This is a genomic window from Micromonospora sp. NPDC007230 (assembly GCF_042869115.1).
GTDB lineage: Bacteria > Actinomycetota > Actinomycetes > Mycobacteriales > Micromonosporaceae > Micromonospora.
On sequence record NZ_JBIAFE010000039.1, the window covers coordinates 17,379 to 32,033 of the forward strand.

General features: G+C 70.0%; 11 protein-coding genes and 1 pseudogene. 7 read left to right on the forward strand and 5 right to left on the reverse strand.

Features of this window, described 5'->3' with window-relative positions; all coding sequences use genetic code 11:
- The first annotated feature begins 131 nt into the window (after positions 1-131).
- On the forward strand, positions 132-2,114 hold the full coding sequence (locus tag ACFYML_RS33830) for a zinc ribbon domain-containing protein (RefSeq protein ID WP_387424509.1): 1,983 nt from the start codon (positions 132-134) through the stop codon (positions 2,112-2,114).
- Between the two features lie 138 nt (positions 2,115-2,252).
- Here the strand turns inward: ACFYML_RS33830 and ACFYML_RS33835 are convergent, their stop codons facing one another.
- On the reverse strand, positions 2,253-3,161 hold the full coding sequence (locus tag ACFYML_RS33835) for a methyltransferase domain-containing protein (protein ID WP_387424510.1): 909 nt from the start codon (positions 3,159-3,161) through the stop codon (positions 2,253-2,255).
- Between the two features lie 420 nt (positions 3,162-3,581).
- On the opposite strand from ACFYML_RS33835, the gene ACFYML_RS33840 reads away from it, so the two are divergent.
- Genes ACFYML_RS33840 through ACFYML_RS33850 form a run of 3 tightly spaced genes read left to right on the forward strand, consistent with a single transcriptional unit; the run spans position 3,582 to position 6,691 of the window.
- Complete coding sequence (locus ACFYML_RS33840; protein WP_387281700.1) at positions 3,582-4,121, forward strand: PadR family transcriptional regulator; 540 nt, start codon at positions 3,582-3,584, stop codon at positions 4,119-4,121.
- 52 nt (positions 4,122-4,173) lie between these two features.
- Positions 4,174-4,911, forward strand: a complete 738-nt coding sequence (locus tag ACFYML_RS33845) for an ABC transporter ATP-binding protein (protein WP_387424512.1) — start codon at positions 4,174-4,176, stop codon at positions 4,909-4,911.
- Position 4,912: 1 nt separating this feature from the next.
- Positions 4,913-6,691, forward strand: coding sequence for an FtsX-like permease family protein (locus tag ACFYML_RS33850; protein WP_387424513.1), 1,779 nt, complete (start codon positions 4,913-4,915; stop codon positions 6,689-6,691).
- 151 nt (positions 6,692-6,842) lie between these two features.
- Here ACFYML_RS33850 and ACFYML_RS33855 read toward each other — a convergent pair whose 3' ends face one another.
- Entirely contained in the window at positions 6,843-8,318 is a 1,476-nt protein-coding gene (locus ACFYML_RS33855; protein ID WP_387424514.1) for a hypothetical protein, read from the reverse strand.
- A 128-nt stretch (positions 8,319-8,446) separates the two neighbouring features.
- Positions 8,447-8,992, reverse strand: coding sequence for a DUF4240 domain-containing protein (locus ACFYML_RS33860; protein ID WP_387424515.1), 546 nt, complete (start codon positions 8,990-8,992; stop codon positions 8,447-8,449).
- A gap of 291 nt (positions 8,993-9,283) precedes the next feature.
- On the opposite strand from ACFYML_RS33860, the gene ACFYML_RS33865 reads away from it, so the two are divergent.
- Positions 9,284-9,865, forward strand: a complete 582-nt coding sequence (locus ACFYML_RS33865) for a GNAT family N-acetyltransferase (RefSeq protein ID WP_387424517.1) — start codon at positions 9,284-9,286, stop codon at positions 9,863-9,865.
- 168 nt (positions 9,866-10,033) lie between these two features.
- Here the strand turns inward: ACFYML_RS33865 and ACFYML_RS33870 are convergent.
- Together ACFYML_RS33870 and ACFYML_RS33875 are read right to left on the reverse strand one after the other, a co-directional pair.
- Positions 10,034-10,456, reverse strand: a pseudogene (locus ACFYML_RS33870) (Clp protease N-terminal domain-containing protein); the annotation flags it as partial.
- 1,029 nt (positions 10,457-11,485) lie between these two features.
- Positions 11,486-12,340, reverse strand: a complete 855-nt coding sequence (locus ACFYML_RS33875) for a DUF4253 domain-containing protein (RefSeq protein ID WP_387424518.1) — start codon at positions 12,338-12,340, stop codon at positions 11,486-11,488.
- A gap of 413 nt (positions 12,341-12,753) precedes the next feature.
- On the opposite strand from ACFYML_RS33875, the gene ACFYML_RS33880 reads away from it, so the two are divergent.
- Together ACFYML_RS33880 and ACFYML_RS33885 are read left to right on the forward strand one after the other, a co-directional pair.
- Complete coding sequence (locus ACFYML_RS33880; protein WP_387424519.1) at positions 12,754-13,515, forward strand: SHOCT domain-containing protein; 762 nt, start codon at positions 12,754-12,756, stop codon at positions 13,513-13,515.
- A 207-nt stretch (positions 13,516-13,722) separates the two neighbouring features.
- The gene (locus tag ACFYML_RS33885; RefSeq protein ID WP_387424520.1) at positions 13,723-14,496 is read left to right on the forward strand and encodes a maleylpyruvate isomerase N-terminal domain-containing protein; all 774 of its coding nucleotides are present in this window, start codon (positions 13,723-13,725) and stop codon (positions 14,494-14,496) included.
- Positions 14,497-14,655: the final 159 nt, after the last annotated feature.

Consider the following 14,655-nt stretch of genomic DNA (forward strand, 5'->3'; position numbering starts at 1 on the left):
TTCCAAGGCCGGGAAGCGTGTCGGTGTTCACCCCGCGACGCATCACGTTTGGGTTGGCTCGGGAGGGCTCCGGCAACGTGAGTCGGCGGTGAGGGCCGGTTTTTGTGGATCGGTGTTGAGGCGTTGAGTCGGTGAGCGGGAAGCTGCGACTGGCCGAGGGCGAGGCCTCCCGGACCGCGTGTGCCCGAGCTGTGCTGCGCGCGGGGGTGGACGAGGCAACCGGCGAGGTGCTGTCCCGGGCGGTGCTTGCGCAGCGTGTCGGTTGGTGTGCCGATCTGGTGGCGGGCATGGTGGGCGTCCTGGTCGGTGAGCATTGGAACCGCGTGGATGTGGGGGTGTTGGCTGGCGGGGTGGATGCGGGTGGGCGGCGGTTGCCGTCGCACGCGTGGATGGCGCTGCGGCGGCTGGGGTGGACGGTCGCCCCGCCTGGGGGTGTGAGGGTCAATGATCGGGTCGTGCGGATGGTCCAGGAGCAGGCGGGGCGTGCGCTTCGTTCGGTGAAATGGCGCGCTGACGTGGCCGCCGGGGTCGTGGCGGCGTGGCCGGCCGATCCGCGCAAGCGCACCCCCGGCGAGTGGGATCAGGTGCGGGCCGCGATCCCCGGCGGGGGGCATTTGCCGTCGAATGTCATCAAGTCCCGGACCCGGCAGGTTGTCACGTTCGCGAAGGCCAACGGCCGGCTGCCGGTGGACGTGTTCGAACTCGAAGGGGTCCCGAGAATCGGGCGGATGTTGCTGCTGGCCGCGTGTGATCGGCAGCAGGCCAGCATCGAGCGCAGCGACACTGACTCGGGCAGGGCCCTGCTGCGGCTGCAACTGCCCACCCGTCCGGATCCGCGAGGGTATCGGGACTGGACGTGGGTCGAGTGCCCGATCAGCCTGCCGTCCACGGTTCCCGCCTCGGCGGTGCTGCACCTGCCCACCCTCCGCCTCACCGACGGGACGATGCGTGCCGATATGGCATACACGCACCCGGTGCAGAAAGCGCGGGCCACCGGTCACTCCGTGGCGCTTGGCGTGGACTGGGGCCTCAACACCCTCCTCAGCGCCGGAGCCCTACGACTGCAGGCGGACGGGCGGATCACGGCGTTGGGGGCTGGTGGACAGTTCCGGGCTGCCGGGGTCCTGGCCAAGCAGCACCGGCTGCGCCGCCACAGTGAGCGGCTGCATGCGAAGGCCGACCAGTACGCGCGGCTGCTCGGCGGCCGCCCCGACGAGCAGCTGACAGCGAAACGTGAGGTGCTGGCCGGCGAGATCCGCCACGTGTCCGCCCGCCGCCAAAACTTGAACGACGCGCTCGCCTGGGCCGCCGCCCGCTGGACGGTGGACCAGGCGATCGCCGCCCGGGCGTCCGTCATCTACCTGGAAGACCTGCGGTCGATGGAAGCCAAGGGCATGGGGCACAGCCTGAACACGCGCCTGTCCCAGCAGGTCCGCGGAAAGATCACCGACCGGATGCGGCACCTCGCCGCCGAGCACGGGATCGCCGTGGTCACCGTCCCCGCCCGCAACACCTCCAAGCATTGCCCGCAATGTTTGACCCCGCTGCGGCACCGTAAAGCCCCCGACCGCCCTACTACGTCGGGATGGAAGTGGGCCATCTGCCCCAACACCGGCAGCTGCGGTTGGCAGGGCGATCGCGACCACGGCGCCTGGCGGCGTATCGCCGCCCGTGGCCTCACCCATCAGGGCAAGACCGTCATCGACAAGACCAGCGGGCAGATGGTGATCCGCTCGGTCGTGGACACGCTCGAAGCCGCAGCCGTCGTCACCCCCAGCACCTCCAAGACCAGTCGGTGGGATCGGTCGAAGACCGGCCCCACCCGGCCCCGCACCTCACGCCCCGCGCCCAGGCGACGCGGGGCACCCTCCCCCACCCGACCTCACGGCCGGGCGGGCAAGCGTCCGGAGGGACACGCACCAACGGACCGGCCGAGGTTGCCCCGCGCAGCCCACCGACACCAGGACGTGATGAACACGACCAGCACACCCACCGCCGGCCACCGGCCACGAGGAGCAGCACTGGGCGCGGGATTCCATCTCCACGCCCATGCATCTCCACCACGGTGGGAAACGATCCCGGAAACTCAATCCGACTCAGGATCGCTAAGCTGATCAGGGACGCTTCTTCCGGTCGAAGTAGGCGCGCCCTTCCGTGGGGTTAGGCCACGTCTGGAGTTGTGATCACGGTGGTGTGGAGGCCGGCCGGTCGGCCGCTCCATGCTGCCACCCAGTTATATGCAGAACTTCTGCTTAGCCCGGGCGGCGTCCCCATGCCGAGATCAGCGGCGCGAGGGTGAGGTCGAGTTCGCCGGCATCGACGGCGGCCAGGTGCGCGTCGATCTCGACGTCGTTGGCCAGCCCTGCGGCGAGCAACTCGGCGCGGACCATGCGCACCGTCGCGGTCTCCAGCCGGTCGCAGGCTACCCCGCCGACCGGGAAGTAGCCGGCCGCCGTGACATCGACCAGGCCCGCCGCACGCAACGCCCGCGGCAGCGTACGGCCGTAGCGCAGGTCGGCGCCGCGGCGGGTCATCAGCTCCCGGACGGCGCGCCGCAGCCGGTTGGCGCGCCGCTGCGCGGGGCCAACCTCATCGAGGCAGGCCAGCGGCTGCAGCTCGGTGTCGGCATCCTCTACCAATAGCCAACCGCCGGGCCGCAGCGCCGCCACCATCGTCGCCAACGCCCGGGCACGGTCGGGCACGTGAACGAGCACGAGCCGTGCGTGTACCAGGTCAAACGTGCCTGGCTGCGGCGGCGGGTCCCCGACGATGTCGTGCCGGAGCACCTCGTACCCGCCGTGCGGGTCCAACCAGGCCGGATTGATGTCCGTGGCCAGCACGTAACCGGTTGGTCCGACGGTCGTGGCGAGTGCCTCGGGAATGCTGGGGCCTCCGGCACCAACTTCCCAGCAGCGCCAACCCGCCCTCACTCCGAGCCGGTCGAAGTGCCCACGCGTGACACCGTCGAACAGCTCGGCCAGCCAGGTGAACCGCTCGCCCGCCTCCACCCGGGCGTTGTCGAGCAGGTAGCGGTGATCCGGGGAAGACTCGGGGGAGTCCGGCGATCGGGGCCTGGACCGTGCGCCAGCAGTATCCACCGGCCCGCCCGCGGTTGTGCCCGGCTCGGGCCCGGGGTCGACGATGGGCTGCGATGAACTCATGCCCACATCCTCACGCCCGACCGCGTGCTGTGTCAGCGCGACACGGGATGAAACCAGAGACGGCCTGGCTCCGGCCAACCAGGCCGACCCCTCACCCTCGGCACGATCGCCCGCTCATCTGGGACCTCGGTGTCCCGGCGCTCCCCGGCCGCCTGGCCGCGCCGTGCCAACTCGTACTCCAGGCCCCGGCGCCGATCCTCGCTCAGGTCCTGTTTAGGTCCATCAAGGTGGTGCCGGTGGAGGCGACCAGTTCCTTCAGTTCCTTGTCGGCCTTCCTTGGCGCGTTGGTACCGGCGACCGCTCTGGCGCATCCGCGCTGAGCGCCATCCAGTAGGCGGCTGACTCTGTCTGCTGCACCCTTCGATTTGACATTGCTATGGCTAGCGGTTATCTATTGTCGATCTACGGGGGGTGTGTTGGGTGCAGGACGTGGTGCTGGCCATGCTGGCGAAGGAGCCGGCGTACGGGTACGACCTGCGCAGCCGTTTGCGTGGCGCGCTCGGCCCGCTCGGCGAGGCGATGAACGCCGGGCAGATCTACGTGACGCTGGCCCGGCTGGCCAAGGCGGGGCTGGTGACCTCGCAGCACGCCGAGGGTTTGCCGGACCGGCCCGACCGCCGGGTCTACGCGTTGACCCCGGCCGGGCAGCAGCGGGTCGCCGCCTGGCTGACCGAGGTGAGCTGGCCGAGGCCCGACCTCACCGAGTTCCACCTCAAGCTGGTGGCCGCCGCTGCCGCCCGGTTGGCCGATCCGGTGGCTCTGGTCGACGCGCAGCGGCGTGAGGTGCTGCGCCGGCTGCGGGATGCCCAGCGGGCTGCGTTGGAGCGGTCGGTGGATCCGGTCGTCGGGTTGTTGTTGGAAGGGGTCGTGCTGCGGTTGCGGGCCGACCTGGAGTGGCTGGAGGCGTGCGAGCGCATGTGGACCGAACGCGACCGGACCGGAGGGACGGCGAACCCATGAGCGAGCGCACCGAGCGAAGCGAGGGCCACGAGGCCGTGCCAGGTGGTGCAGCATGACCGGATCGACGCTGCTGAAGGCACGAGGGGTGAGCAGGCGGTACGGCTGGGGAAGCGCCCTGGTGCGCGCGGTCGACGAGATCGACCTGGAGGTGCCCGCCGGGCAGACGCTGGCGATCATGGGTCCCAGCGGCTGCGGCAAGTCGACCCTGTTGCACCTGCTCGGCGGGCTGCAACGCCCCACCGACGGCGAGATCTGGCTGGCCGAGCACCGGATCGACACCATGAGCGAGCGCGGCTTGGCCCGGCTGCGGCGGCATCACGTCGGCTACGTCTTCCAGTCGTTCCACCTCATGGACGAACTCACCGCCGTGGAGAACGTCGAGCTGGCCGCGTTGCTGGCCGGGCAGCCTCCCCGCCGGGCCCGGCAACGTGCCCTGCATCTGTTGGACCGGGTCGGGCTCGCCGACCGCGCCAGGCACCTGCCGTCGGCATTGTCCGGCGGCCAGCGGCAGCGGGTCGCCATCGCCCGCGCGTTGAGCAACGAGCCGCTGGTCGTGTTGGCCGACGAGCCCACCGGGAACCTGGACAGCGCGGCCACCCTGGAGGTGCTGCGGCTGTTCGAGGAGCTGCGTACGGCGGGGCAGACGCTGGTGGTGGTCACCCACGACGCGCGCATCGCCGCGGTCGCCGACCGGGTGATCTCCATGCGGGACGGGTCGTTCGCCGACGACAGCCGCCTCGCCGGCACCACCACCTCCGGCACGGGCACGGTCTACGGCGGGTGGCGCTGAGATGGCCGGCCGTCTGCTACTCGTGTGCCGGCTGATGGTGCGGGACGTGCGCCGGCGACGCACCGAGACCGTACTGCTGCTGCTCGCCATCAGCGCCGCGACCGGCACGCTGACCCTCGGCCTCGCCCTGACCAATGCTCTCGCCCAGCCGTACGAGCGGACCCGGGCCGCGACCGCGGGCCCCGACGTGGTGGCGATGCCGGGAGCGACGGGCCCGGAGGCTCTGGCCGCACTCGCGCCGCTGGCCACCGCGCCCGGTGTCACCGCACACAGCGGGCCGTACCCGATCGCCTATCTGATGCTGACCGCCCGCGGCACGACCGTGCCCGCGGTCGTCCAGGGCCGGGACAACTCCCCGGCGGCGCTCGACCGGCCCGCGGTGACCGCCGGCGCCTGGGTACGCCCCGGCGGCGTGGTCATCGAGCCCACCTTCGCCAACGCCCTCGGCGTGCACATCGGCGACACCGTCGACATCAACGGCCACCCGCTGCGGGTCGTCGGGACCGCGGTCACCGCCGCCAGAGCCGTCTACCCGCGCGCCGACTGGCGCGCTGATGCGGGCAGCCCCCTGACCGAAAGCGCCGGCCTGGCCTGGGTCGACCGTAGCCAGATCGGCGCGCTGGCCGGCGCGCGGCCGCTGTCATACACCCTGAACCTGAGATACGCGGACCCGCGGGCCAGCACCTCGTTCACCCACAAGCGCGAAGGCGGGATCGAATACACCAGCTGGACAGGGATCGCCGACGCGAACGGCAAGCTCGTCAAACAGGCGCGCCTGGCCCTACTGGTCGGCAGCTGGCTGCTCACCGCCCTCGCGGTGGCCAGCGTCGCCAACATCGTCGCCGGCCGCGTCGTCGACCAACGCCGCCGGGTAGGACTACTCAAGGCCGTCGGCGCCGGACCAGCCATGATCGCCGCCGTCCACCTCGCCGAATACCTCGTCATCGGGCTCGCCGCCGCCGGCACCGGCCTGACCGCCGGCTGGCTCGCCGCACCGGCGCTGACCAACCCCGGCGCCGGACTCCTCGGCTCCACCGGCACCCACCCGCCCGCGCTACGCACCGTGCTCGCCGCCACCGTCCTCGCCCTCGCCATCGCCGCCGCGGCGACGCTGGCACCCGTGCTACGCGCCGCCACCACCGACACCGTCCACGCGCTGGCCGACGCCGCCACACCACCGCGCCGACGCGGGTGGCGCGTCTGGCTGTCCCGCCGGATGCCCACCGCCCTGCTGATCGGGGTACGCATCAACGCCCGCCGCCCCCGCCGCGCCCGCCTCGTCATGGTGAACACCCTGATCACCACGACCGGGCTCGCCGCCTTGCTCATGGGCCTGGCGCAGGACCCGCGGGTCAAGCTCGGCGAATCCAAGCTGGCCAATCCCCAGAGCACGCGAACCCTCGAGGCCATGCTCCTCGTCATCGTTGTGCTGTGCGTCCTCGCGCTCATCAACGCCACCGTGAGCACCTGGACCGCGGTCCTCGACGCCCGCCACCCCCTGGCCGTCGCCCGCACACTCGGCGCCACACCCGCACAGGTAACCGCGGGCATGGCAGTGGCGCAGCTTCTTCCCGCGATACCCGGCGTCGCCCTCGGGCTCCCGGCCGGCATCGGGCTGTACCTGGTCGCCAGCCCAGGCGACCAGCAGTACGCACCCGCCTCCTGGATGCTCACCGGGGCACTCACGGTCCTGCTCGCCGTCGCCGCACTCACCGCCATCCCCACCCTGGCCGCCACCCGCCGCCCGGTCGCGGACGCCCTCCAGTCCACGCCGACCTGACCGGCCGCCAACGGCCTAAAGCCCGCTTGCGGCACCACGACGAGCGGAACCGCTGAGCAAGACGGCAGTCGCAGCTGACGCATCAACCAGACAAGAAAGTTGCAGGTATCTGCCGCCGACCGGGCGTCAGGGCCAGTGACAAAGCCGGCGGTCAGCCGGCGTAGCGGGGCTCGCTGATCCGGCGGCGGAATTCCGCGTGAGCGGTCTGGAAGACGTCGTTGAGCCGCTCGAGCTCAGACTCGGTCGGCTCTCGCCGCAGCCCGACATCGATCTTGAGGTCGCCGTCGATGATCGCCACCTCCAAGCGGTCGAGCAGGTCCGCAGGAAGCCTGGTGATGACGAACTCGCGGAACGCGTCGGCGATCGTGCCCGCCATGTCGCCGCACCGGCAGGTGCGGCCATCCAGGACCGCACCGAGGTGACTGCGGCCGATGATCGCGTCCGGGTGTACGGGATCCATGACGGTCAGGCCCTCCTCCAGGACCATGCGGGCCTCCGACAGCCGTGCCTCATGCTGAAGGAACAGACCGAGGGCGATGCAGGCCCGCCCGACCGTGTCATGGTCGGCGCCGCGGCGCGCCTGGTTCACTGCCTCGGTCAGCCGTTGCTCCGCCGGACCCACCTGGCCGGCCTCCTTCAACGCGAGACCCCAGTTGCGCAGCACCTGACTCCGCAGCTCCGGACGACCGATGCGCTCCGCCCTTGTGTACGCCGACGCGTACGTGCGCAGCGCAGCCTCGGCATCGCCGGCTTCGTCCTGGGCCATTGCCAAGCCGAGCGCTGCCATCAGCGCCTCCTCCTGCCGGCCCTGGCGGTCGTACGAAGCGAGCACGCGCTCGATCGCATCAACCCGCCCCGCCTGGTCACCGAGATCGCGGCCGAGGTTCGCCAGCGCGGACAGGGCGTTGAGCGTCGCCTGGTGGTCAATGCCGAGCCGCTCCTCCAACGCGGTAACCAGGGAGGTGAGCAGGGGCTTGGATGCCGGATCGCCGTGGTCCAGCATCTGGGTGACGACTCGCCCGACCTGCTCGACGACCTCGTCCGGCAGTTGGTGCAGGCCCACGAACAGCGGCTCGCGGGTGTCCCCGGCGTGCACAATCGCTGCTCGCAGCGCCAACGCGGAGGCCACCCGCTCGTGCCCGTTGCGCCACAGGTTGGCCACCGCCTCCTCGACGACCTGCCGGGCACCTGTCACGTCACCGCGCTGCCGCAGCAGGTCCGCCAGCGGTTCGAGGCCGAACGCGTACCCGGCATGCTCGCGACCGTAGAAGGCGAGCCGCTCCTGAACACCATGGCGTAACTCCGTCTCGGCCTCGTCGAGTCGTCCGGCCATGCGCAGCGCCAGGCCCAGGTTGAGTCGGTAGGTCAACTGGTCCTTGCGGGACTCGTGATCCCGCGGCGGCGCGGAGACGGCGCGGCGGTAGCACTCGATCGCGCGGTCGCGTTGATCGGCGTTGAGCAGCACATCGCCGAGGTCGCACTGGGCCGACGCCCATTCCGGGCTGCCGTGACCGTGCTTGTCCGTGGCGGTCTGCAGCTCGCGCGTCATGAGGTTCTCCGCGTCGCCCATCCGGCCCTCCCGCAACAGCGCGAAGGCCACCTCGACCGGACTGAGGGGTGTCGTCACGACCCGCAAGTTTAGGGCCCGCCTACGGGCCTTCGCGCACCCCTGAGAAACACCTCGAGCGAGGCCCGCCCGACGCGATCAACCAACCACGATCAGACATCCGCACCTGCCGCTGAGGAGTGTGGTGATCAGCTGGCTGCACACTCCCACGGGCGCTCGATCCACGGATTGTTGTCGAGGTATGCCGTGAGTCTTGGGAACTGCTGCCTCGTGCGGCTCTCGTCAGTGAGGTCGGCCGGAGTGCCGCCGGGTGTGTCCGGTCCGGAGGGCCCATCGGCTGCGAGGGGAGCCCCGGTTGCCGCGATGTGCGCCTCGATCGGGAGGCCGCAGAACCAATCGATCCGAGCGTTGTGCCGGTCGGGCGCCAACTCGACAAGGCTGTCAGGGTCGGCTTGGACGCGCTGCATGGTTCGCCGCCCGTGCGACACGATCCAGTCCTGCACGGCGAGGAAGTCATCATCGTCGAAGGGACCCAGCAGCAGTGTCGCAGCATCCCGGATTGGCCAGCGGTAGAGCTCGTCCTGTGCCTGAAACCAGAACTCCTCAAACTGTTCAATCTCCTTCGGTGCCAAGGCGCGAAGGCGACGGAGGAGCACCTGGGCGACGCATTCGCTGTCACTGCCCCCCTCAGCCCGGGCACCCTCGACGATGCGCCAGAACACCGCCCACTCCACCGCAAGACCGTACCAATTCGGTCCTGTGCCGTTCGGATGTCGCCGCGACGAGCCTCGCGAGAGCCTTGCCGGCAGGACTGAGCCGGGGTAGTCCAGACCGGGCATCCAGAGATGCTCCGGCGTGCTGATCGATCAACAGCAGTCACGGTCCGTAGCTGGCCACTGGGTCGAGCGGGCACCCTGAACTGCCGACGAGCGAGCACGTCGTTCCGCCCGCCCCGCCGAGAAAACCCATTGCGAGTGGCCGGCACCGGATGTCTGGTTGATCGGCCACCAATCACAGGAGGGAACATGACGCGCATGTCGCTGCCCACCCCCACGCTGCACACCCCTCGCCTTCGAATGCGTCCCTTCGACGACGCGGATGCGAACGACCTCTTCGCGCTGCACAGCAGCGCCTACGTGCTGCGCTACTGGGACGCGCCACCGTGGAGCGAACGCGTGCGCGCCGAGCGGTTCATCTCGGCTTGCCGGCAGATGGCAGAGGAGGGCACCGGGGCGCGGCTGGCCGTGGATCGTGTCTCCGACGGGGCGTTCATCGGCTGGTGCAGCCTGACCCGGTGGAATCCGGACTACCGCAGTGCGTCGCTGGGCTACTGCTTCGACGATGCAGCGTGGGGCCACGGCTACGCGACGGAGGCCGCGCGTGCTTTGCTGGGGTGGGCATTCGACACGCTGGACCTGAATCGCGTCCAGGCTGAAGCCGATACGCGCAACGTGGCCTCTGCCCGGGTGCTGGAGAAGCTCGGGTTCGTGCGTGAAGGGACGTTGCGGGAAGACTGCGTCGTGAACGGCGAGGTCTCTGACTCGTGGGTCTACGGGCTGATCAGGCGGGAGTGGCGGCCGTCGTCCGAGCCGGTGCCCGCCCGCTGAGTCCTCGCTCGCTCGCGCGACGTCGCCCGGCATCCGGGTGCTGGGCTTCGCTGCGTCGAGGGCCGGCACCGGGCACTCTCATGGCCGTGTTGAGGTAGGCACACAACTGCGGCTACTTCGCTGTCGACGGCGCCTTCATTTGGGAATCTCGCAGGATCACGGGGCAGGCAGGAGCTGGACGACCTGCTGCCGTGCCCGATCGAGGTCGGCACCGAGTTTGACCAACAACTGAGTCGCGACGCCTTCGCCCTCGCGGATCAGGCCCAACAGGATGTGCTCGGTGCCGATGTGGTTGTGGCCGAGCTGCTGCGCCTCGCGCAGCGACAGCTCGAGGACCTTCTTGGCGCATGGGGTGAAGGGGATGGGCCCGCTCGGCGCCTGCTGGCCCCGGCCAACGATCTCGTCAACCTGCTGGCGGACACACTCGAGAGAGATGCCGAGGCTCTCCAGCACCTTGGCGGCCACACCCTCGCCCTCGTGCATGAGGCCGAGCAGGATGTGCTCTGTGCCGATGTAGTTGTGGTTGAGCATTCTGGCTTCTTCCTGAGCGGCGTCGGCGACAAGATCTGCCGCCGGCTGCGCGGGTCCCATGACCCAGCGCCGACGGAAGGCAGCGGGAGCACGTCGCGGGTCGCCTTGATCGCCAGGAGGATCTACGAGACGACCGTCACCCTCCCCGCCTGCAATCGTCCGTACCGTCCCGCTCACCTCCTCCACGAGGTAGCCGGCCCGTAGCGCGGCGCGGGCGGCCGTCGGGGCCAACAGCCAGCGACGAACGTTGCTGGCGTCGCTGTGGGGGTCTAACCCGGGGATGAGGTTGACCACCCCGAGCAGGGCCGCGACAAGTGCGGCAGCGACCAGCGCGACACGCATCAGCACCGTGTCCGACGTGGTGCCCGTCCACGCCGCTGCGGCACCGAGCACCCCCGCGGTGACCAGATTCGTCATCGGACCACCAAGGTGCAACAACACCATCCGCAGCGGCAACGCAGTCGCCGACGGTACCGGCCGCACCACCACGGCACTGCGCCAACCAGTAAAGGGCGCGATACGAACCGCGACAACCGGCAAACGCAACAGCAACGCCACGATGAGATGCCCGCACTCGTGCAAGACGATGTGCACCCACAGCGACATGCATGCTAGGCCGACGACGATGAACGCACGCATCAACGACTCCGTAACCAACAGGGCGCACACCACCGCGTCGACCACAAGGAAGGCCCCGGCGAAGAACCCGGCGACCACGCGCCGGCGGAGGGAGAACACTGGCAGATGGTACGGCCCGACAATCCCCACCCCGGGCGGCGTGACCACCACCCTAGGCTGTCCGCGGAACCGTGGAAGCTCGTCGATGGAATACTTCGTCAGACGTGGGTACTGAACGTCCTCTTCGCGCCGATCGCTCACGCCGCCACCGACTTGCCTCGCCTCGCTCCATCCGTCGACTCCGCTCTTGCCGCCGAACGGGCGTCAGGGGCCGCACCTGCGCGACCTGCAAGTCAGCCGACCGCTCGTGCCGATGAGGGGCCGCTCGGTCGAGCTCGGGCTACAACCTCAAGGAGTGGCTCAGTCCGCAGGCGACGGCTCAGCTCGGGGGTCAGGGTCTGGTCGAGTTTCTCACGGCCGGTTGTGCACGAACCACGCGTCACCGGAGGGCAAGGCAACGGCGACCTCCCACCGGCTCAGCTCGAGGTTCGGGGCGAGCGCCTTGAGCTGGCCGGCTGTGGTCCACGCCTCGTCGCCCGGCGCCGGGCGACGGCCCACCTGGAACTGCAGCATGGTGCCCCACGACGCGACCAGGCGGGCGTCCCACCGGTGACGCCACTGGGCCAGCACCTCGGCGAGCGTCTGCCGGTACTCGCGGGTGGGCGCACCGAAGAAGTCCACCCAGTACCCCGAGCTGCGGATGTCGCTGGTGGGCAGCAACATGAGCAGGACGCTGTTGGGCGTGTACCAGTAGTCGGTCTGCGTCACGAACCGCACTCTGCCAAGCACTCGGGCGTGCAGGTCGGCGTCGGCGAGCAGCCGATCGTACAGCGCCCGCTCCAGCGCCGGGCGCGGAGTCGGCAGCGCCACATCCGACACCAGGGCAGTCAGGTCGACGCGGGTCCTGCCACGCGCGTAGTACTCGACCTCGCCCTCGTCGACCTCGTCGTCCTCGCTGTAGTGGCGGTAGGTCAGCCAGGGTTCGGAAGATTCGGCGGCCTGGGCAAACGCGCGTAGCTCCGACTCTGACGGGCCCGGCTCGGGCTCGGGCCGGATCCTCAGCGTGTCGTCGAAGTCGTCGGTGACCATGACGGGCCGGCGTCCGATGACCGGCACCAGTGCGTCGGCAGTCTGCCAGGCCTCGTGCAGGCGATTGGGGTCGATGTCAGAGACGAGGACAGTGCCCGACGGGCCGTGTCCGATCGGCAGGCCGGCCAGTGGCGTGCCGACGAACGCCGCTGCGATCTGGTCAAGGTCGTTTCGCACGGTGAAGTGTCTCCGATCACCGACGCGACGCGACGCGGCGTGGAGGTGGGTCCGGGTGCACATCAGGATCCGGCGAGCAACGCATGCAGCATCCCCAAGGTCTGGTCGAGCGGTTCCTCGCCGTGATCGGATGGCTGTCACCGCCCTGATGCCAACCGCAGAATCCATCCTGGCCAGACCCTGACCCGTGAAGCTCGGTAATTCCCCGACATACCAACCAGCTGGCGAACGAGTGGCCGTTCCTATCTGGTGCACGCTCATGCCGCGATCCGAACGTTACGGATCGTGACCGCTTGCGTCCGGAGGAACGTCCGGGCATGCCGACGAGAGTGTGATCGAGGCGTTCGACCGATCGCGCCCCATTGACGGCCGCTGCTAGCGTCGCCGCCAACCCTTTTGAGAAGGAAGTGCCGATGGTGGATCAGGCGGAGGTCGGTGGACGGCCGCGGTCGGTAACGATTGCAGCGACTCTGATGACCATCGTGGCCGTCGGGTATCTCGCAGACGCGGTGGCGGTCGCCGCTGGCGCAGCTGCATACCCGGACCGTGTGCGCGAGGCACTGAACGCCTCCGAGGTCGACCCACGTGCCTTTGACGCTCTCAAGCCAGTGGCCTCGGCATTGCCATACGTCGCGGCGTTGATCACCGCCGTGGCAGCACTGGTCCTACTGGGTATCGCCGCCTCGGTGCGTGCGGGGCACTTCGCGGGCCGCATCATCGCCTGGACCGCGATCGGTCTGTCCCTGATGTGTAACTTCTGCGGGCTGGGCCAAGCTGGTACGCCCGCTTTCAGCGGAATCGCCTACGTGTCCGCCTTCAGCCGTGACGCCTCCGGAACTAACACGTTCGTCCAGCGGTTGCCGGCCGCGTACCCGCCGGCCTATCGGTACCTCAGCGGCGGCTTTGCCCTCTTCGCGATGCTCGCCTTGATCGTCGTCGTCGTGCTACTTGCGCGACCCTCAGCCAACCGCTTCTTCCGTCCGGTCAGCCAGCTGGCACCGCCGCCAGCTACTCATTACCTGGGTGGCTCGGCGCCAGCGCCGGTCGCTGGGGCAGCCCGTCCGACGGACGACCAGATCTCCCAACTGTCGGTGCTGGTCCGGCAGCATCAACGCGGCGAGTTGACCGACGAGGAGTTCGTTGCGGCTCGCCAGCAACTGCTCGGTGGCCCCTGATCGCAGCACGTCAGACATGCTGGTATCCGCCTGGCGGGAGACGCAGCTGCGCGGCCGCAGGTCACACTCCTACCTCCCGCCCTCGGCCACCGCGCGGTAACGCCCGCACATGCCGCCGACCGGGCGCCGGCGCTCCGCCCGGCCGTCGACGCGTTCGTCCGACAAATTCGCTACCCGGCCGTCGGAGCGCAGTGATACACAACCGAGGTGCAAAACATTTTGGCGTTCCCCGAGGTCCTGCGGCTGATCGAGGACCGCTCGGCCGCGTTCCGCGCCGCGATCGCGTCCGCCCCCGACCTTGACGTCCAGGTCCCGACCTGCCCGGACTGGACGCTGCGCGAACTGGCGCAGCACCTCGGCGACGGTCGCCGCCGCCAGGCCGCCATCATCGCGGCGGGCCCGGGCGCTGAGCCCCCGGCGAGGACGGATCCGAAGGGCGCCCCGACCGCGCCCCGCGACCGCGAAGCCCTGGACGCCTGGCTCGCCGAGTCGACCGAGCTCATGCTCGACGCGATGCGCGAGGCCGGCCCGGACCGCGGCTGCTGGACCTGGTGGGGCCGCTCGCAGGCCCCGGAGACGAGCGGAGCCGTGGCCCGGCACCAGATCCAGGAGATCGCCGTCCACACCTACGACGCCCAGCTCACCCAGGGGGCCGCACAGCCGCTGCCGACGGACGTCGCGGTCGAGGGCGTCGACGAGTTCCTGACGACCGTCTCGGCGACGACCGCCCCCTGGCCGTTCAAGCCGGCGACCATCGACCTGCACGCGACCGAGGGCCGCTCCTGGCGCCTGACCCTCAACGCCGACGGCGTCCGCTGCGACGATCTCGCCGCCGAGGCGGAGCCGGGCGACATGGCGATGCGAGGCGCAGCGAGCGAACTGGTCCTCTACTTCTACGAGCGCGTCCCGCTCGACGGCCTGGAGACCACCGGCGACACCGAGCCGATGGAGCAGCTCGCAGACTGGGACCCGAACGCGTAAAACGCGCACTTGTGACGCATCTGTCGGTTGTGCGCGCGCTCCTGCGGGCGCCAGTGGGCCCGGGGTTGCGGACATCGCGCGGCTGCGGGCAGGCTGCGGGCCTGCTGTTCAAGGGCGAAAGGCGCACCGGCGGGCGGCTCGCGCTCGACTGGGGACAGT

Coding starts and splice junctions, on each gene's coding strand:
- ACFYML_RS33835 (WP_387424510.1), bottom strand. CDS start 3,161: ATGAGTTCATCGCAGCCCATCGTCGACCCCGGGCCCGAGCCGGGCACA.
- ACFYML_RS33845 (WP_387424512.1), top strand. CDS start 4,174: ATGACCGGATCGACGCTGCTGAAGGCACGAGGGGTGAGCAGGCGGTAC.
- ACFYML_RS33850 (WP_387424513.1), top strand. CDS start 4,913: ATGGCCGGCCGTCTGCTACTCGTGTGCCGGCTGATGGTGCGGGACGTG.
- ACFYML_RS33865 (WP_387424517.1), top strand. CDS start 9,284: ATGACGCGCATGTCGCTGCCCACCCCCACGCTGCACACCCCTCGCCTT.
- ACFYML_RS33880 (WP_387424519.1), top strand. CDS start 12,754: ATGGTGGATCAGGCGGAGGTCGGTGGACGGCCGCGGTCGGTAACGATT.